The sequence below is a fragment of the Paraburkholderia phytofirmans OLGA172 genome (assembly GCF_001634365.1).
Classification (GTDB): domain Bacteria; phylum Pseudomonadota; class Gammaproteobacteria; order Burkholderiales; family Burkholderiaceae; genus Paraburkholderia.
In genome coordinates, this window is sequence record NZ_CP014578.1 from 1,275,554 (window position 1) to 1,292,028 (window position 16,475).

The window sequence follows — 16,475 nt, forward strand, 5'->3', positions numbered from 1 at the left end:
AACGCGTGGAGCAGGAGTATGACGCGGCGCGAAAAGCAGCGCATGAAGCAGTAACGTGGTGAATCCCAAGACGCGGCGTGGGCTGCGCCCTAAAACCGGACTTAAGCGGCCTTACGTTCGTAAAACGTCAGCGGCATAGCCTGCGGGTGATGCTCGAAGCCGCACCGGCTCGCGCACACGCCGCTTTGCATCATGACGTCGCGCACGGAATCCGCGCACTTGCCACAGCAGGAGGCGACGCCGAGTTCGAACTGGAGTTCGTCGAACGAATCGACGCCTTCCGCGATCGAGGCACGGATCTTTCGGTCAGAAACAGACTTGCAGACACAGACAATCATGGCAGGGCGTCATAGCTAACGTTAATGCGAACTATTATCATTTTGATTGGGCCGTTTGGCAAGCGTCCTGCATGATTTTTTGTAACAAAACCAGACTGTTAGCAGGGTTTCACCTGCGGGGCGGGATTCGGCGCGAGCGGCGGGGAGGGCGCAAAAATGCCTAAAAAGCGCGCAGAAAGGCCGTATGGCGGCCTAAAGCGCAGTGGACGAGGGCTTTATGCGGCTTGGGAATCCGGCGCCGCCGTGCGGCGCGACGGGATCTCGACCTGCTCGACAGCGGCGTCGATTTGCAGAAGCGTAGCGGCGAGCTGCTGCTGATGCGTGCCGTCGCCGGTCGAATAAAAACGGGGCAGAGCAGCGCGGGTATTTTCCGGGGCGGCGCGCAGCCCGTGCTGGTCGAGTACCCGTTCCAGCTGGCGCGCGATGGCCACGCTCGTATCGATCAGCATCAGCCGGTCGCCGACGATATCGCGGATCGCCGCATTGAGAAACGGGTAGTGGGTGCAGCCGAGCACCAGGGTGTCTGCGCCGGCATCGAGCATGGGCTGCAGGTAGCTGCGCAGCAATGCGCGCAGTTCAGCGGACCCGACGTCGCAGCGTTCCACCGCCTGCACGAGTCCGTGGCCTGGTTGACAAAGAAAACGGCAATCGGCGGCGTAGCGCTCCAGCAGGGCCTGAAAGCGGGCGCTGCGCAAGGTCACTTGTGTGGCGAGCACGCCGGCAACACGTGTTTTCGACTGCAGCGCGGCCGGTTTGACGCCCGGCTCGACGCCGATCAGCGGAATGGACAGCTTTTCGCGGACTAGTGCGATGGATTGCGCGGTCGCCGTGTTGCATGCGACCACCAGCGCTTTCGCGCCTTCCTTGACCAGCCATTCGCCAATCGCAAGGGTGCGGTCGGCAATGAAGTCGTCGTCGCGTTCGCCGTAGGGGGCGTAGAGCGAGTCGGCAACGTAGATGAGCGCTTCGCCGGGCAGTTGTGCCCGGACCGCCCGCAGCACCGACAAACCGCCCAGACCCGAGTCGAAAATGCCGACCGGCGCCCGCGAGCCGCCACCTGAGGTGGCAATCGGGGCACTCGAAGACGGCGATTCTGCGGGCATAGGCGATAAGGAGACGCGCGGCACAGCGGTTACGGGAAACTCACGAAAACGGGGAAGTGCGCAAGTATATCGCCCGCGCGGCGCTTGTCCCTGCAAATGAGCTGGCAAATAAGCTGACAAATAAGCAGACAAACGAGCCGGCGTTCGCGAGCAGGCCCATGAGCCGGCGCGCGGGCTGTTTCAACCTGGTTCGATCAGGACTCGACCGAACCCATCGCAGTTTGCTGGTAGTTCTGGATGCCGACCTTGTCGATCAGGTCCAGTTGCGTTTCGAGCCAGTCGATGTGTTCTTCGGTGTCGTCGAGAATCTTCACGAAGATTTCGCGCGAGATGAAATCGCGAACGGATTCGCAATACACGATCGCTTCTTTGCAGGTGCTTTGCGAAATCTGTTCGAGCTTCAGATCGCATTCGAGGATTTCTTTGGTTTCCTCGCCGATCAGCAGCTTGTGCAGGTCTTGCAGGTTCGGCAGGCCATCGAGCATGAAAATGCGTTCGATTAGCCAGTCGGCGTGCTTCATTTCGCCGATCGATTCGTCGTACTCATGCTTGCCGAGTTTCTCGAGGCCCCAGTGCTTGTACATCCGCGCGTGCAGGAAGTATTGATTGATGGCGGTCAACTCGTTCTTGAGCTGGGAGTTCAGATACTCGATAACTTTCTTGTCGCCTTGCATGGGGATTCCTTTTAGGGGCTTTGAATTTTCAACAACAATAAACGCCAGACCCGAAAAAGCCAAGGAAACAGACACATCTTTTGACGTTGTTGCAGGCATCTGGCGTCGCGTCTCACGCAGCAATGAAAAAGCCGGGACCAAAGTCCCGGCTTTTGACATACGTAACAGGCGTTAGCGGCGAATTAAACCGTCGCGACCGGAATCTTGCCGATCTTCGCTTGCCATTCCTTCGGGCCGGTCTGGTGCACCGAGGTGCCGTTCGAATCGACGGCAACCGTCACCGGCATGTCCTGCACGTCGAATTCGTAGATCGCTTCCATGCCGAGGTCTTCGAACGCGAGAACCTTCGCGCTGCGAATGGCCTTCGACACGAGGTATGCAGCGCCGCCCACGGCCATCAGATACGCGGCCTTGTGCTTTTTGATCGCCTCGATCGCAACCGGGCCGCGCTCGGCCTTGCCGATCATCGAAATGAGACCGGTTTGCGACAACATGGTCTCAGTGAATTTGTCCATGCGCGTGGCGGTGGTCGGGCCGGCGGGGCCGACTGCCTCGTCGCGCACCGGATCGACCGGGCCGACGTAGTAGATCACGCGATTCGTGAAATCGACCGGCAGCTTTTCGCCCTTCGCGAGCATATCGGCGATGCGCTTGTGCGCGGCGTCACGGCCCGTCAACATCTTGCCCGACAGCAACAGCGTCTGGCCCGGCTTCCAGCCTGCGACTTCTTCCGGCGTCAGCGTGTTCAGATCGACGCGCTTGCTGGTTTCCGTATTCGGTTCCCATTGCACCTTCGGCCATGCGTCGAGCGACGGCGCTTCGAGCTTCGCCACGCCCGAGCCATCCAGCGTGAAGTGTGCGTGACGCGTGGCCGCGCAATTCGGGATGATCGCGATCGGCTTGCTCGCAGCGTGCGTCGGTGCGGCCATGATCTTGACGTCGAGCACGGTGGCGAGACCGCCGAGACCTTGCGCACCGATACCGAGCGCGTTGACCTTCTCGTGCAGTTCGACGCGCAGTTCTTCGATCCAGTCCTGCGGGCCGCGTGCGATCACGTCCTGAATGTCGATCGGATCCATCAGCGATTCCTTCGCCATCACCATCGCTTTCTCAGCGGTGCCGCCAATGCCGATGCCGAGCATGCCCGGCGGGCACCAGCCTGCGCCCATGGTCGGCACGGTCTTCAGAATCCAGTCGACGATCGAGTCCGACGGGTTCAGCATCGCGAACTTCGACTTGTTTTCCGAGCCGCCGCCCTTCGCTGCAACCTGCACGTCGACCTTGTCGCCCGGCACGATCTCGTAGTGGATCACGGCCGGCGTGTTGTCTTTCGTGTTCTTGCGCGCGCCTTCCGGCGGGCTCACGATCGACGCGCGCAGCACGTTGTCCGGGTTCAGATAACCGCGGCGCACGCCTTCGTTGATCATCTCGGTGACGCCCATCGTCGCACCGTCCCAACGCACGTCCATGCCGACCTTCACGAACACCGTGACGATGCCGGTGTCCTGGCAGATCGGGCGCTTGCCTTCGGCGCACATGCGGCTGTTGGTGAGGATCTGCGCGATCGCATCCTTCGCGGCCGGGCTCTCTTCGAGCTCGTAAGCGCGGCCCAAGGCCTGGATGTAGTCGAGCGGGTGGTAATAGCTGATGTACTGAAGCGAATCAGCAATGCTTTGAATCAGATCTTCCTGTTTGATGATGGTCATGGCTAGCTCAGTGGGGACAGTGGCGCTTGTTTTCGGACACGCAGGGCAGTGCGGTCAGTCGTGCGCCTTCAGGGGAATGGAACCGGTCGAACCCACGACATGCAGCGCCGTGGGTTCCTGAAAATGTTTCGGATGCGTATGGGTGGTCAGACGGTCGACGAGAGCCATCACCAGCGCCGACACGAGGAACGCGACGTGGATGATGACCTGCCACATGATGGTGTGCGTCGAATTCTGATCGGGGCTGATGAAAGTCTTCAACAGATGGATCGACGAGATGCTGATCAGCGCCATCGATAATTTGACCTTCAGCACGCCGGCGTTCACGTGGTCGAGCCATTCCGGTTCGTCCGGATGCCCCTCCACGCCTAAGCGCGACACGAAGGTTTCATACCCGCCGACGATCACCATGATCAGCAGGTTCGAGATCATCACCACGTCGATCAGGCCAAGTACCACCAGCATGATGTTGGTCTCGTCGAGCGTCATCGAGGCCGTGACGAGGTGCCAGACTTCCTTGAGGAACAGAACGACGTAGACGCCTTGCGCGACGATCAGACCGAGGTAAAGCGGCACCTGGAGCCAGCGGCTCATGAAGATGATGGCGGGCAGCGGACGCATCGGGCGGCGCTGACGGGCTGAGTCGGGTCGCGGGGCGGACATAGGCAGGAGTCAGATGAAACGCAGGTGACGGAACACGGACTATATGCGCTGACCCGAAGCGCAAACCAAACGCGCGGATCGAGCACGCAAACCAAGGCGCAGACGGCGCGGAACGCGGCCAGGGGAGGCCGGAAAAGCTCGCGTCAGGCGGGCTATTGTACAGCGCCGGCTGAATTTGCTGCGGCGCGGCGGGCAGTCTGGGCCGGCCGGCGCTGCTGTGGCCCTAAGCGGCCGACGGTCCCGCTGGGCAGCGAGCCAGGTGGAGACGGGCAATGTGCCCTCGCACTTGGGGTAGTATGGTTTGGCTGCTGTGGTCCATGGCGTGCGGCGCGGGCCGCTCGCCGCGAAACATGATCGTGTTAGCCGGCAGCAACTTCAGTGGCAGGTTGCGGCGTCGCGTACCCACCGCTGTAAAGATCGTATGGCGTACCGCCTGCGTGATTCGCACGGGCGAAATGTGCGACAACGCGTGCAAGGCCCGGGCCCGCCGCACATTGGCTGGCAATGATGCGCAGAGCCTTGAGCCGCAACGGCGTTCCGGGAGGTACCGCGACATGATCCGCGAGTCGTGCGGTCGACAGATTCTTCTGTGGGACTGATTCGTCGAAGATCGAGAACAGCCGATACACACCTTCGTGCAGTTGTGCTTGAGCCGCGTGCGCCGCCCATGTCGCTGCGCTACAAGGCAGCACAAAGGCGCACTGTATACCGGAGTCGGCAAATTGGCGGTCCCGGCCGCGTCGTAGCGCGGCGAGACCACCAAGGGTGATCTGCGATACCCGGTATGAGGTGCCGACGTAATCCTGCATCGACTGCAGTGCGTCGAGGAAACGCTGCGCGGCCGCGTCTGGCGGCGACCCGCTGCGCAGCATCTGACCGATTCGACGATGGCCTCCGTCGACGAACTCGGCAATCGCCGGGTGCAGCCCTGCATTCGAGCGTCTGACGAGGTCGTCCAGGCGCCGGAAATCGACGGAACCCAGCCTGCGGGAATTATTCATTGCGTCGTGAGGGGAATAGCGGGATTCGAAACGGGGCGGCGTACCGCGGAGCCTCCCCTTGGCCCGGCCAGCGTCGCTGCGCTGGCCGGTTGCTTTTTAGGGGCTCGTCAGGCGGCGCCCGCTCCGTCTGTTCCACCCATTCCACCAGCGTCACCCAACCCACCAGCGTCACCCAATCCACCAGCGTTACCCAACCCACCAGCACCAGCCAATCCACCAGCACCAGCCAATCCACCAGCACCACCCGCTCCCGCTTGGCCCATCATCGACATGGCCGAGCCAAGAAGAGGCATCACTGCGGGAAGGACCTGTTTGACGAGGTCCATGAGCCCACTCAACAGACCACCCAGCAAGCCGCCACCGTTCGCTCCCTGTTGCGCTGCGTTGCCCGCCTGCGGCGCATTGCCGGTGTTGTCCGCGGCCGCGTTCAAGGCATGTTCGGCGTGCAGATCGGCTGAAGCCATGGCCGGCGGCGCACCGTTCATATCGCCCATGTCGTCGGGCGGGAACGTCCGTACGGAGACGGAGTGCGTCTCCGTCTGCACGTTATTTTGCGGCGCTGCCGGCATGGGCATATCGAACCGGGTGCTGCTGATGTTGCTGATTGCATTCATCATTCTTAAATCCTTCTCATTAATTAATTGCAACGTAAGGGGAATAGCGCGACTCGAAACGGGGCGGCGTACCGTGGAGCCGCTCCTTGGCCCGGCCAGCCTCACTGCGCTAGCCAGTTGTTTTAGGGGCTCGTCAGGCGGTGCCCGCTCCGTCTGTTCCACCCACTCGACCAGTTCCACCCGCTCCCGCTTGGCTCATCATCGATATGGCTGCGCCGAGAAGAGGCATCACGGCGGGAATGAGCGACTGGACGACGTCCATGACCTTACTCACCAGACCATAAGGTCATTCTTCCCCTCTTCCCGAGCGTGCGGCGTCGACTTCCCATTGGTATCGGAGGGGCTGTCCGAATTCACGCGGGGGGGCGCAGGGGGCGAGGCCGTCTTGTGCGATTCTTTCTTCGCTGCGCCACCAATTTCACACGCCGCCCCTCCGTGAAGACAGCTCTGCGTTTGCGGCAAAGCGTCCGTGTCGTTCGGCACGGCATCTTGTGACCCGGTGTTTTGTTGCGCGGGCGGGACCGTGTTGTGCGTGTTGTCGGGCAGGCGCACCAACGCGTCGTGGGACGGGTCAAAACCTGGCGGCGTTCTGTCCGGCCGGGGCACATTCGACGGAACGTCGGCGAGCTTGCCGTTCGGGGCGTACTCGTACGCCCGCACGGTGGGGGACGCAGCGTTGCCCGTGCCCTGCGTTGTCGCCGGGGGCAAATTCGACGGGATGGGGTTGCTCTGGCCCATGTTGTTGATTGCATTCGTCATTCTCAAATCCTTCTCATGAGTAATTAAAACGCTCAGTTGTTATTCCGTATGAAATTGAGCGGAATGGTCAACTGCTGTCGTACCGGGTTGTACGAAAGAACTAAATATGATTATTCGATAAACCTCCTTGTGCTTTATTAAAATGAGTTGCATGGCGCGTCCGGGTCGATCGTCCTCATGTCGATCGGGTGTTTGTGTGCGAGTACCTGAGTTACACAAATTATTCGGATGAATCCGGTGAAGTTACAGATGGTTTCTTGCGTCATGTCAATTTCAATGGCCCATTTTGATATTAGCTTTCCGACTGTCAGAGACTCCTGACGCGCGATTTCTTCAATGATTCTCCAGTAGATCTCTTCAAGCCGTAGGCAGGTTGCGAATCCGTTAATTCTGACAGAGCGCAGCTTGGGCCTTGCCAGTTGCGGAGTGAAGGTGCAGTAGCGTGTCACCCGCATGTGTAGGCGCACCGGAAATTCGGACTGTGCAAAACGACGATTGAGGAGTCGAAGTCCTTAAAGGCGCTGAATAATTTTGAGAAAACCTTGGCGGTGCAACATGAATTTAATAGGTCGTTTGTCATGATCGGTTTAATCAGGTTGGCTACCCATCAATCCTCGCTCTATACGGCGGAAACGGGTCATACAGATGTATGACTTATCGGCATTGGTATTTTTTCTTAATTTAGAGATGGGCGAGTCAATTGGGTGGATTTGGTCGCGGATGAGTCGTGGATATTGGTATTCGCTTGAGTAGCACAATGGAACAGGCGGCCACCGCGTCTGCTCTTTCGCGAATGTCTTACATGTATATGACCAGGGTGGATGGAAGCGTCATTAAATTTCAGGCTAATGCGGTCAACACACGTAGCCAGGGATTTTCTAATGCTTATCACGCGACTCAACGATTCGGTTCTCAGGAGAGGCAGCGGTGAACTGCCGTCCTTGTCGCCGTGCATGCCCTCGGCCGCCGTACGTCGCCTCGCTGGTTCGCTCGGGGTGGCCTGCCTGGTGCTGTTGATACCGGGGGCCGACGCCGCAACGCCCGTCTGGCAGGGCGCGCCGATTCACTACGCAGTAAACGGTGCGCCACTGCCGGACGTGTTGCGCGACGTGCTTGCCGTCGAGGGCCTGAGCGCGGACATAGGCCGCGACGTGAAAGGTGCGGTCAATGGCCGCTTCGACGACACGCCGGGCAATGTATTCACCCAACTGGTAGAGGCCTACGGCCTTGTCTGGTATTTCGACGGCAAGGCGATGCATGTCGCGACCGCGTCGGACGTGCGCAGCCGGGTTATCCCGTTTGCGCCGATGACCCGCGAAGCGGTCGCGTCCTTGCTTCGCAACCTGGATGTCGACGATGCCCGCCTGCCGATCAAATATTCGGCGACGACCGTCAAGGTTGCCGGCCCGTCGAAATTCGTCGACGCGGTTGCACAGGCAATCGATAACGCACAACGGCAGACCACCGTTGAGCCTTCGTTCGACGAGATCGTCATCCGGGTTTTCCCGTTGCGCTACGCGCAAGCGCAGGACATTCATTTTACGGTTGGGGCGCAGGAGCAAGTCATGCCGGGCGTCGCTACGTTGCTGCGCCAGTTGATGACGGATACCTGGCAGCCTACTGCGCCGCGCGCGCCTGGCCCACGCGCCGAAGATGCCCGTGCTGCCGCCCGCAGCGCGCGCGGCGGGCCGCCTCCGCTACCCAGCCTGCTTGGCCTGGGGCTGGGAGGCGCGCTGCCCGTCGGCGACGTCGATCGTCCGCCGCTACCCGACTCCGATACCGCGAAGCCAGTCGCAACCCCCGCGCGCCGCAACATCGTCGCCGACCAGCGTACCAACTCGGTGATCATCAGCGACATCGTGTCGATGATGCCGAATTATGAGCGCGCAATTGCGATGCTTGACCAGCCGCAGGAACTGGTCGAGATCGACGCGGTGGTGATCGACGTGTCTTCGAATGCTGCGCGCTCGCTCGGCGTGCGTTGGGGTGGCGCGAATGGGCGCATCAACGGCGCCTCCGGAACCGCGAGCGCACCGCTCAGCTTTGGTGTTCCGGACCTGGTGACGGCAGCCAGTGCGGCGAGCGGCTTGAATCTGGCGACGCTGGTCGGCAACTCGGCGCAATACCTCTTTGCACAAATTCATGCATTGGAGGACGCAGGCAAGGCGCGCGTGCTATCGCGTCCGCAAGTGCTGACGCTGAACAACACGGAAGCGGCGTTGACTTCGCGCAGTTCAGTGTATGTGCGCGTAGCGGGCAACCAGGCCGTCGACCTCTTCAATATAGATACGGGGCTGACGCTGAAGGTTACGCCGAGTGTCGAATCGACCGGCGACCCGCGCCGCAATATTCGGCTCAACATCCAGATCGACGACGGTACGTTCAGCTCGACGACGTTTGTAGATGGCATTCCACGGGTCGACAACCATTCGGTTGTCACCCAGGCGGTCGTGCGCGACGGCGAGAGTTTGCTGATAGGCGGCTATCAATACGAGCGCAGCGAAAACACCACATCAAAGGTGCCGGTGCTCGGCGACGTGCCGTACCTGGGCGCGCTGTTCCGCGATACGCAGACCACGCATGAGCGCCTCGAACGGCTGATTCTGATCACACCGCGCCTAAAACGGCTGTCGGGTGACGGGGCGCCGGATGGGACGCTGACCGTCGCGGGCCCGACGTCCGGCAACGCAAGTCCGAATCCGGACTTCATCGCGGCTCGAGCGCCGGTTGCAGCAACCGCTTCGCCTTCGCAGCCGGGGTCGCCGACCAATATCGCGCCCCGCACGGTGGAATCGGTGCAACCAGTGGTTGTCGGCGTTGCGCCAAACGTCGACGCCGCGTTGCGAAGCCTGGTACAGCCAGTTGCGCGAGACACGTCGCAGTCGTCAGCGTCATCTCCCGTTACTCCGGCCGTTTTGCCGGCGGTGAGCAAGATGCCGTGGGAGAACCGCCATGACCGCTGACGCGCTGATCGTCGTGATGGATGGCGTGCACACCGGTGCGAGGGTGGTGCTGTCGTCCGGGAAGCCGGTACGCATAGGTAGTGGCGCGGACGCGGACCTGATGGTGATCGACGAGGGTGTCGAACCGCAGAATGCCACCGTCGAATCTCGAGGTGCGTCGCTCGCGGTGGTCGCGCACCACGCGAACGTTGCCGTGTTCGGCCGATCGATACTGCCGGGACGGCGCGTGCTGTTAGGGCGCGGTGCGTGGTTTTCAGTAGGTAGTGTCACTTTCCAGTTCGGCGGCCGCGATGCGCCGAGCGCGACGCTGGCGCGTGATGCCGAGCGTGCCTACCTGCTGCGCAATGCGCCGCTCGCGTATCTCGCGAAACGTTGGTCCGATGCGTCGCCCGTGACGAAAGCGATCGTTCTAGTCACACCGGTTGTATTTGGGCTGCTGACATGGATCTCGTCGAGCCCAATGTCCGGCGTGCCGCGCACGACGCGCATCAACGAAGCATTCCGGCTGGTGACCACGCATCTCGACCCGAAGTCCGGTGCGCTCGTTTATGAAGGCTATGTGCAGTCGGCCACCGATCTCGCAGCGCTGACCGCGAGCGCGTGGTCGCGGCAGCGGGCGCCGGTGATGCATGTGATTGTGCTCGATCAGTTGCAGGAGGAGGTTGGCGAATTTCTTGCGCGCTACTACCGCGGCGCCGAGGTGCACACCGCGGAACCCGGTGCGTTCACCGCGACGCTGCCTGACGTGCACGGGTTTCTGTCGCCCGAATCGTGGGACTACGCACGTGTGGCCCGCCTGGCGCGCGCTGAGGTTCACGGGTTGCGTGACCTGACTTTTCCGGGCCACGCGCAGCAAGGCGAACGGGTGCGCGTGCCGCTCGACGCGCTTGGTCTGAATCTGCTTGCCAGCCGTCACGCGTTCTGGCTCACGGATGCGCAGGGCGTGCGCTATTTTGTTGGCGCTCGACTGCCAATCGGACGGATCACACGACTTTCAGCTTGCGCAGCAGATATCACGCGCGACGATGATGGTTCGGTATACGAATTTTTTATGGATGCTACCCATGGTCAAAAAAAATGCGGGTAAAAGTACGCTCGGCGCATTCGTCGATTTGCCAATCGAAGCTCAACTTCTGGAAGACGATGGCGCCGGACGCAAGGCTATCGAAGCCCGGCTCACTGCCGAAATTGACCGCGTGAACAACGCGTTGTTGACCGCTTCGCCGGCTTTGGAAAAGGAACTGATTCTGCTTGTCGAGTGTTTGCGCGCGGCTCGGCAGGTGGTGGAACGAAGCGTAAGCTTCATAAACGCGTGCGATTAAATTTAGGAGTAGAAAATATGGCGATCAACGGAAGCGGGCCCCTCACCGGAAACGAAGCTGTCCAACTTTCATATGCATTGGATAGCAACGCAAGTGATGCCGTGAGAAAGGCAGGAGACAAGGCCATGGCAAGCGGCAAGCAGCCGGCTGGAAATGCTAGAAATGCTGGAAATGCTGGAAATGCTGGAAATGCTGGAAATGAGGCGAATCCCGTCGATGTGCAGAACCTCACGAATGAGAACAACAAGCTGCAATCGGTCCGCACGGCCTGCAACGGTATCGTGTCGAGCATAGGGGAAGGGACGAAGAAATGTGCGGAGAGCGTCCGCTAACGATTCTTTAACTGGGACGAAGACGCCCTCGTGGCGTCTTCGGGAGACATTGCAGATGCAGGACGACACACTGGAACTGTTAATTTCCATAGGTCATTTCGCCCGCGCTTATCAACGCTTCGATGAGGCGCGTTATCTGTTTGATCGGCTGGCGTTGATATACCCGCGGCGGGCCTTTCCGTACCTCGGGCTGGGTCTGGTCGAACTCGATCGCGCGAACTACCGTCGTGCGTCGTTGCTCTTCGGCCGTGCGGTGGATGTTGTACCCGATAGCGCGCTGGCGCGGGCTTGGCTCGGCGTGTGTCAGGTTCTAGAAGGACATTATGCGCTCGGAGTACGCATGCTGATGACCGTGGCGGACGGCAACGAGCCTAGCGCGAGTTCGATGGCAGAGGCGTTCCTCGCGTTGCCCGAATGCGCGCCCTATACCTATACCGCTAGCGTGGCGCACGTTGCGCAAAACGCGACTTCCCATTCAACCATTAAGCGACTGACCATTCGAGGCGGCCATTGATATGTTGCAATTCCTCACCACCATGCCAGAACAAACCAGCGCCGTGGCCCATGTTTCTCCTGTCACTGGTCTATCCGCTAACGAAGGGAGCTACGGAGATTCGCTACTAGAGCGCGTGTTGGCGAGCGCGCAGGATGCGCAGGATATGTCGGCGCAGCAAGTGCGGCAGCACTTTGGCCAGTTAAGCTCGGGCAAATTCTCGACGATCGCATTGCTGGAGTTGCAGGTAGTTATGAACAACTATCAGGTGACTATACAGGTAATAAAAAGCGTCGCCGAAGACGTCGGCCGCAGTATCCAGACACTAACGCAACGAAGCTGATGCGGCGCACTCTGATTCTGCTGCCGGTCCTGTTTCTCCTCGTCGGCTGCAGAACCTCCCTATTTGAAGGCCTGGACGAGGACCAGGCGAACCGCATCGTGGCTGCGCTGAGCCACCACGGTATCAACGGCTACAAGGAGCGCAATGCGGACCGGACCTAGAACATCTCGGTCGACGACGCCGATGCAGTGGTCGCCACCGAGCTGGCCAGCGCGTATGCACTACCGCGCGGCGGGCACGCGAATCTCGGCGAGCTGTTTAGCCGTCAAGGGTTGATCTCAAGCCCGGAGGAGGACCGCGTCCGTTACATCTTCGGGCTGTCGCAGGAACTGTCCGAAACGCTCGAAAAGATGGACGGCGTATTGCTCGCCCGCGTGCACATCGTGCTGCCCGAAAAGGATCCAATGGAGCCCGCGAAAGACACGCTGCCGTCTGCGTCCGTGATGATGCGTTACCGCAGCGACTACAACCTCGAACTAATGCGCGACCGGATTCGCGCGCTGGTGGCAGGCGGTGTCGAGGGGCTGACGCCCGCGCGCGTGTCGCTGACGCTGCTGCCGGTGACGCCGGTACTGATTTTTCCAGGCCTCTGCGCGGACGGCGCAGATGTCGCCAGTGCTGCGGGTGGTGTCGCAGTGACGACCTGCGAGCAAGACGGAGGTAAAGCGCAGTCGCGGACCACGGTAGTGCTATGCGCGTTGACAGTGCTAGCGCTATTGGTGGCGGGCTTCATGTGGTTTTGGAGTTCGAAGGCGGGCACGTGGTTCAAGCGGAAAGCACGCAGGGGCGGCACCAGAGCGCCGGTTGAAAATCCTGGGCAGGTCGTCCAGGAAGCGACGCCCGATGCGTCCGAGGCAACCGCAGCAAATGCAGCAACCGCAGCAAACACCACCGAAGCTGCATCGAAGTCCGCAACCCGAACCGGAGAGCACGCATGAAGCACGCCTATACCTGCGCACCGGCCTACTGGGCGCATCGCAGTTGGCTTGAATCCGGGCATTCCATCCGTAACGAGCGTGTTGCGCGTGCCGCACATGCATTCTTGTTCGGCCGTTACCCGCAACTGGTTCGGGTGACGCTTGCGGACGTGCCGCCCATGCTCCCGCTCTTGCCACGACCGGCGTGCGCGCGCTTGTGCCGTATCGTTGCCGCGCTCGCATTCGCCCGTTCGTTGCGCCGCGTGGTCGCCGCGCAGGCCCGTGCCGCGTTTGCGGCCGGTGTTGCGCCGCGCCTGCTTGGCGCGATTCAACGGCATCCGCGCGCCGACACCGCCGACCTGACGGTCGAGCCGACACCGTCGCTATTCAGTCGGCGCGAGATGACGGCGCTCGGTCTGGCGCTGGCGATGCAAGCGGCTGGAGACTCCCGCTATGCATTCTGGTGGGGCTTGCGCTTGCCGCGCGAGATGTCGGAGGCCGCGGCGTGCTATCGCGTGCACGGACTGTCTGCATTTGACGCGCGGGAACTGGTTGCCGACGCGCGGCGTTTGATGGAGGGTCACTCATGCTGATCTGTCGAATGGGCCCATGGAGAATTGAATCTGATGGGCATTTGAGCGCGCTGGAACTGGTGTCGCTCGAAGGCTTGCGTACCGTCGAAGCGGAGCGCGCGGCCGAAGCGTCACATGAGCGCGACCGCCTCGCGGTGCAGGCGCGCGAACTCAAACGCCGAGCGTGGCGTCGGGGCCACTTGGCCGGCAAGGCAGCTGCGCTGCGCGAACAGGTTGGACGCACTGCTGCAGCAGTGTTCGCCGCTCATCGTCTGGAGGACCGGCTAACGCAGATCGTACTGGGCGCAGTGAGCGATATTGTCGGCGAACTACCGCCGTCAGCGGCGTTGGTCAATCAATTGCGGCGCGCGGTTGCCGTGGCGCAGTCGCAACGGCTCGTTTCCGTACGGGTTGCGCCGGCGGCGTTCGAGGATGCGACGCAGCTGATCTCATCTATCGAGCGGGAACTCGGCACGCCGTTTTGCACGGTACTGTCCGATGCGGGATTGCCCGCTCATTCGTGTGTCATCGAAACCGAATCCGGCGTTATCGATGGCGGTCTGAAGGTGCAGTTGCGCTCGCTGGAGCGTGGCATCCGCGATGGTGTGGCCGCGGTGCTGCGCACCTATGACCTGGCCGACAGCTCAGGGCGTACGACACTCGACGCGGTCCGGCACGACCTGCGCCAGACGCTGGCCGCGCTGGCTGCGCCGCTTGCACCCCCACCTACGCGGCCTCCTTCGCCGGGCATGGCCGGTGTTTTTCGACGTCCGTTCGTGCGGGAGGCGGCATGAGTCTTTGGCCGGACATGGAAGCCGTCGCGCTGGCGGATGTCGAGCGCCACAACCTGGCGATCCGGCACTTCGGCGGACCGCAGACGGTGCGCGTCGGCTCGCAGCGCTTCACGCTGGAGTTCGAGCCGTGCCGGGAGCGTTATCCCTTGTTGGTATCCGGCGTGGCATCGCAAGCGCCGTTCATTGCCGCGTGCGATGCTGGCGCGCTGTTGCCGGAGCTGACGCCGTCGGTGATCAGCGAGCGCGGTGACATTGCGCTGACGCACGTCGTCGACGCACTGAGCGACTGGTTGTGCGCTCTGGAAGGCCTGTTCGGCTTCACGATCGAGCTCGCCGGCGTCGCTTTCGACGCCGTCCCCCAAGCGGGCGCATACGGCCTCGCCGTCACGCAGGTGGCGAGTGGCCGAGCCGCCCATTTCTCGCTTTGCAGTCCGGCGGTCGATGCATGGCTGCGACGGCGCCTGCCAACGCCGTCGTCCAGCGCGGCGCTGCTGCGCCGTCTGTACGTGCGTATGCCGATCTGCGTGCCCGGCCCGTCGATGTCCGTGCAGCGTTTGCGCAAGGTCGCGGTGGGTGATGCGCTGCTGTTCGACCGTGATTCGTGTTACCTGCGCGTGCCAATGCGGTTGGGCGCGTGCAGGATCTTGTTGAACTTTACTGAGGAGTACACCATGGTAGACCAAGTCCTGAATGATGAAACGACGCCCGTGGAAGTGACCAGCGAACTGCTGCCGATCGACGCCTTGACTTTCGCGTTCGAAGCTGTGCTCGGCACGCTGTCCCTGTCGGTTGCCGAACTGGCCCATCTACGCCAGGGGTCGATCGTCGCGTTCCGGCTGCCCGCGCGTGAGCGAACGGTCACGCTGCTTTGCCAGGGCGTTCCGTTTGCGCGCGGCGAGCTGATCGATATCGAAGGTTCGCTAGGCGTGCGCGTGACCCGGATGACCCAAGGGGACCTGCCCGCATGACCGACCAATTCGATCCGCTCCAGGTCGTCAGCATGTTTTTCATGCTCGGCCTGCTACCGCTTGCGGTCACGATGATGACTTCGTTCACGAAGTTCAGCATCGTGTTGACGCTGCTGCGCTCGGCGCTCGGCGTGCAGCAGGCGCCGAGCAACCTGGTGATCTCGGGGATCGCGCTCGCGGCGACGCTGGTCGTCATGTCGCCGACCATCGCAAAGATCGGGGCCGCGCTGCCGACCGGCGATAGCGGTGAAGTGGTCATGCCGCGTGCCCTCGATCTGTTTCAGGCGGTACGCGGCCCGCTCGGCGAATTCATGTTGGCGCATTCGCGGCCCGACGAACGGAAGTTTCTCGTCGGCGCCGCGAAGCGGATCGATCCCGAGCACGACGCTCGCGAGACAGATCTCCAATTGCTGATTCCGGCGTTTCTGATCAGCGAAATATCGAGCGGCTTCGAAGTGGGTTTTTTGCTCTATATCGCGTTTCTGGTGGTGGATCTGGTCGTTGCCAACATACTGACCGCCATGGGCATGGTGATGCTGTCACCGAGCACGGTGTCGATTCCATTGAAGCTCTTCGTCTTTGTTTCGGTGTCAGGCATGTCGAAGCTGATTCACGGCCTTATCGTCGGCTATGTCAAATGAACAGTGTCCCCACTCTTGCCACCTTGTCCAGCGATGCGCTCATGCTGGTGTTCTGGCTATCGCTGCCCGCGCTTGCCGTCGCGACAGTGGTCGGCTTATTGATTGGACTGCTGCAGTCGGTGATGCAGATTCAGGATCAGAGCTTGCCCTACGGGGCAAAGATTATCTGCGTTGGCGCGGTGCTGATCGTGACCGCGCCTTGGGCGAGCCGCGAACTCGCGCGCTTTCTTTCTCATGTGTTTACCTTTATCGCCGCGGGGCGTCTGCATTGA

At 61.4% G+C, this 16,475-nt stretch carries 22 protein-coding genes; 13 read left to right on the forward strand and 9 right to left on the reverse strand.

Annotated elements, in window-relative coordinates; translation table 11 throughout:
* Window positions 1-101 precede the first annotated feature (101 nt).
* The 9 genes from AYM40_RS05525 to AYM40_RS05565 all read right to left on the reverse strand — a co-directional run bounded on the left by AYM40_RS05525 (window position 102) and on the right by AYM40_RS05565 (window position 7,313).
* Window positions 102-338 carry a (2Fe-2S)-binding protein gene (locus tag AYM40_RS05525; RefSeq protein WP_063495347.1) on the reverse strand — a complete coding sequence of 79 codons (237 nt, stop codon included), beginning with the start codon at window positions 336-338 and terminating at the stop codon, window positions 102-104.
* Window positions 339-553: 215 nt separating this feature from the next.
* Window positions 554-1,441, reverse strand: coding sequence for a glutamate racemase (murI, locus tag AYM40_RS05530; RefSeq protein WP_063495348.1), 888 nt, complete (start codon window positions 1,439-1,441; stop codon window positions 554-556).
* Window positions 1,442-1,635: 194 nt separating this feature from the next.
* Window positions 1,636-2,115: a bacterioferritin gene (gene bfr / locus AYM40_RS05535; RefSeq protein WP_063495349.1), complete on the reverse strand. Its 480-nt coding sequence runs from the start codon at window positions 2,113-2,115 to the stop codon at window positions 1,636-1,638.
* Between the two features lie 182 nt (window positions 2,116-2,297).
* Entirely contained in the window at window positions 2,298-3,821 is a 1,524-nt protein-coding gene (locus tag AYM40_RS05540; RefSeq protein WP_063495350.1) for a fumarate hydratase, read from the reverse strand.
* Window positions 3,822-3,875: 54 nt separating this feature from the next.
* Entirely contained in the window at window positions 3,876-4,484 is a 609-nt protein-coding gene (locus tag AYM40_RS05545) for a TIGR00645 family protein (RefSeq protein ID WP_082854956.1), read from the reverse strand.
* Window positions 4,485-4,843: 359 nt separating this feature from the next.
* Window positions 4,844-5,485: a hypothetical protein gene (locus AYM40_RS05550; RefSeq protein ID WP_063495352.1), complete on the reverse strand. Its 642-nt coding sequence runs from the start codon at window positions 5,483-5,485 to the stop codon at window positions 4,844-4,846.
* Window positions 5,486-5,592: 107 nt separating this feature from the next.
* Window positions 5,593-6,102 (reverse strand): hypothetical protein, encoded by a 510-nt coding sequence (locus AYM40_RS41830; RefSeq protein WP_063495353.1) that lies wholly within the window; start codon window positions 6,100-6,102, stop codon window positions 5,593-5,595.
* 267 nt (window positions 6,103-6,369) lie between these two features.
* The gene (locus AYM40_RS05560) at window positions 6,370-6,858 is read right to left on the reverse strand and encodes a hypothetical protein (protein WP_063495354.1); all 489 of its coding nucleotides are present in this window, start codon (window positions 6,856-6,858) and stop codon (window positions 6,370-6,372) included.
* 137 nt (window positions 6,859-6,995) lie between these two features.
* Window positions 6,996-7,313 carry a ribbon-helix-helix domain-containing protein gene (locus tag AYM40_RS05565; RefSeq protein ID WP_063495355.1) on the reverse strand — a complete coding sequence of 106 codons (318 nt, stop codon included), beginning with the start codon at window positions 7,311-7,313 and terminating at the stop codon, window positions 6,996-6,998.
* 426 nt (window positions 7,314-7,739) lie between these two features.
* On the opposite strand from AYM40_RS05565, the gene sctC reads away from it, so the two are divergent.
* From sctC to sctS, 13 genes are read left to right on the forward strand one after another with little or no spacing between them, the layout of a single operon-like run.
* Window positions 7,740-9,821 carry a type III secretion system outer membrane ring subunit SctC gene (gene sctC / locus AYM40_RS05570; protein ID WP_063495356.1) on the forward strand — a complete coding sequence of 694 codons (2,082 nt, stop codon included), beginning with the start codon at window positions 7,740-7,742 and terminating at the stop codon, window positions 9,819-9,821.
* Complete coding sequence (locus AYM40_RS05575; protein ID WP_063495357.1) at window positions 9,811-10,908, forward strand: hypothetical protein; 1,098 nt, start codon at window positions 9,811-9,813, stop codon at window positions 10,906-10,908. Before sctC ends, AYM40_RS05575 begins: the two co-directional genes overlap by 11 nt.
* On the forward strand, window positions 10,886-11,143 hold the full coding sequence (locus AYM40_RS05580; RefSeq protein ID WP_236720896.1) for a hypothetical protein: 258 nt from the start codon (window positions 10,886-10,888) through the stop codon (window positions 11,141-11,143). Before AYM40_RS05575 ends, AYM40_RS05580 begins: the two co-directional genes overlap by 23 nt.
* Window positions 11,144-11,160: 17 nt before the next feature.
* Window positions 11,161-11,475 (forward strand): hypothetical protein, encoded by a 315-nt coding sequence (locus tag AYM40_RS05585; protein WP_063495359.1) that lies wholly within the window; start codon window positions 11,161-11,163, stop codon window positions 11,473-11,475.
* A 55-nt stretch (window positions 11,476-11,530) separates the two neighbouring features.
* On the forward strand, window positions 11,531-11,989 hold the full coding sequence (locus tag AYM40_RS05590; RefSeq protein WP_063495360.1) for a tetratricopeptide repeat protein: 459 nt from the start codon (window positions 11,531-11,533) through the stop codon (window positions 11,987-11,989).
* A gap of 1 nt (window position 11,990) precedes the next feature.
* Entirely contained in the window at window positions 11,991-12,311 is a 321-nt protein-coding gene (locus AYM40_RS05595) for a hypothetical protein (RefSeq protein WP_063495361.1), read from the forward strand.
* Entirely contained in the window at window positions 12,311-12,472 is a 162-nt protein-coding gene (locus AYM40_RS42225) for a hypothetical protein (protein ID WP_236720897.1), read from the forward strand. The genes AYM40_RS05595 and AYM40_RS42225 overlap by 1 nt, the downstream gene beginning before the upstream one ends.
* A gap of 3 nt (window positions 12,473-12,475) precedes the next feature.
* Window positions 12,476-13,249: an EscJ/YscJ/HrcJ family type III secretion inner membrane ring protein gene (locus AYM40_RS05600; RefSeq protein WP_256390480.1), complete on the forward strand. Its 774-nt coding sequence runs from the start codon at window positions 12,476-12,478 to the stop codon at window positions 13,247-13,249.
* Window positions 13,246-13,821 carry a hypothetical protein gene (locus AYM40_RS05605; protein ID WP_063495362.1) on the forward strand — a complete coding sequence of 192 codons (576 nt, stop codon included), beginning with the start codon at window positions 13,246-13,248 and terminating at the stop codon, window positions 13,819-13,821. Before AYM40_RS05600 ends, AYM40_RS05605 begins: the two co-directional genes overlap by 4 nt.
* A complete protein-coding gene (locus AYM40_RS05610) occupies window positions 13,815-14,594 on the forward strand; it encodes a FliH/SctL family protein (protein ID WP_082854957.1) in 780 nt (259 codons plus the stop codon). The genes AYM40_RS05605 and AYM40_RS05610 overlap by 7 nt, the downstream gene beginning before the upstream one ends.
* Complete coding sequence (locus AYM40_RS05615; RefSeq protein ID WP_063495363.1) at window positions 14,591-15,562, forward strand: FliM/FliN family flagellar motor switch protein; 972 nt, start codon at window positions 14,591-14,593, stop codon at window positions 15,560-15,562. The genes AYM40_RS05610 and AYM40_RS05615 overlap by 4 nt, the downstream gene beginning before the upstream one ends.
* Window positions 15,559-16,203, forward strand: a complete 645-nt coding sequence (locus AYM40_RS05620) for an EscR/YscR/HrcR family type III secretion system export apparatus protein (RefSeq protein ID WP_063495364.1) — start codon at window positions 15,559-15,561, stop codon at window positions 16,201-16,203. The genes AYM40_RS05615 and AYM40_RS05620 overlap by 4 nt, the downstream gene beginning before the upstream one ends.
* On the forward strand, window positions 16,200-16,475 hold the full coding sequence (sctS, locus tag AYM40_RS05625) for a type III secretion system export apparatus subunit SctS (protein ID WP_063495365.1): 276 nt from the start codon (window positions 16,200-16,202) through the stop codon (window positions 16,473-16,475). The genes AYM40_RS05620 and sctS overlap by 4 nt, the downstream gene beginning before the upstream one ends.

Bases quoted from the DNA above. Each gene is read 5' to 3' on its own strand.
- AYM40_RS05525 (WP_063495347.1), bottom strand. From the start codon at position 338: ATGATTGTCTGTGTCTGCAAGTCTGTTTCTGACCGAAAGATCCGTGCC.
- murI (WP_063495348.1), bottom strand. From the start codon at position 1,441: ATGCCCGCAGAATCGCCGTCTTCGAGTGCCCCGATTGCCACCTCAGGT.
- bfr (WP_063495349.1), bottom strand. From the start codon at position 2,115: ATGCAAGGCGACAAGAAAGTTATCGAGTATCTGAACTCCCAGCTCAAG.
- AYM40_RS05540 (WP_063495350.1), bottom strand. From the start codon at position 3,821: ATGACCATCATCAAACAGGAAGATCTGATTCAAAGCATTGCTGATTCG.
- AYM40_RS05545 (WP_082854956.1), bottom strand. From the start codon at position 4,484: ATGTCCGCCCCGCGACCCGACTCAGCCCGTCAGCGCCGCCCGATGCGT.
- AYM40_RS05550 (WP_063495352.1), bottom strand. From the start codon at position 5,485: ATGAATAATTCCCGCAGGCTGGGTTCCGTCGATTTCCGGCGCCTGGAC.
- AYM40_RS41830 (WP_063495353.1), bottom strand. From the start codon at position 6,102: ATGATGAATGCAATCAGCAACATCAGCAGCACCCGGTTCGATATGCCC.
- AYM40_RS05560 (WP_063495354.1), bottom strand. From the start codon at position 6,858: ATGACGAATGCAATCAACAACATGGGCCAGAGCAACCCCATCCCGTCG.
- AYM40_RS05565 (WP_063495355.1), bottom strand. From the start codon at position 7,313: ATGCGGGTGACACGCTACTGCACCTTCACTCCGCAACTGGCAAGGCCC.
- sctC (WP_063495356.1), top strand. From the start codon at position 7,740: ATGCTTATCACGCGACTCAACGATTCGGTTCTCAGGAGAGGCAGCGGT.
- AYM40_RS05575 (WP_063495357.1), top strand. From the start codon at position 9,811: ATGACCGCTGACGCGCTGATCGTCGTGATGGATGGCGTGCACACCGGT.
- AYM40_RS05580 (WP_236720896.1), top strand. From the start codon at position 10,886: ATGGTCAAAAAAAATGCGGGTAAAAGTACGCTCGGCGCATTCGTCGAT.
- AYM40_RS05585 (WP_063495359.1), top strand. From the start codon at position 11,161: ATGGCGATCAACGGAAGCGGGCCCCTCACCGGAAACGAAGCTGTCCAA.
- AYM40_RS05590 (WP_063495360.1), top strand. From the start codon at position 11,531: ATGCAGGACGACACACTGGAACTGTTAATTTCCATAGGTCATTTCGCC.
- AYM40_RS05595 (WP_063495361.1), top strand. From the start codon at position 11,991: ATGTTGCAATTCCTCACCACCATGCCAGAACAAACCAGCGCCGTGGCC.
- AYM40_RS42225 (WP_236720897.1), top strand. From the start codon at position 12,311: ATGCGGCGCACTCTGATTCTGCTGCCGGTCCTGTTTCTCCTCGTCGGC.
- AYM40_RS05605 (WP_063495362.1), top strand. From the start codon at position 13,246: ATGAAGCACGCCTATACCTGCGCACCGGCCTACTGGGCGCATCGCAGT.
- AYM40_RS05610 (WP_082854957.1), top strand. From the start codon at position 13,815: ATGCTGATCTGTCGAATGGGCCCATGGAGAATTGAATCTGATGGGCAT.
- AYM40_RS05615 (WP_063495363.1), top strand. From the start codon at position 14,591: ATGAGTCTTTGGCCGGACATGGAAGCCGTCGCGCTGGCGGATGTCGAG.
- AYM40_RS05620 (WP_063495364.1), top strand. From the start codon at position 15,559: ATGACCGACCAATTCGATCCGCTCCAGGTCGTCAGCATGTTTTTCATG.
- sctS (WP_063495365.1), top strand. From the start codon at position 16,200: ATGAACAGTGTCCCCACTCTTGCCACCTTGTCCAGCGATGCGCTCATG.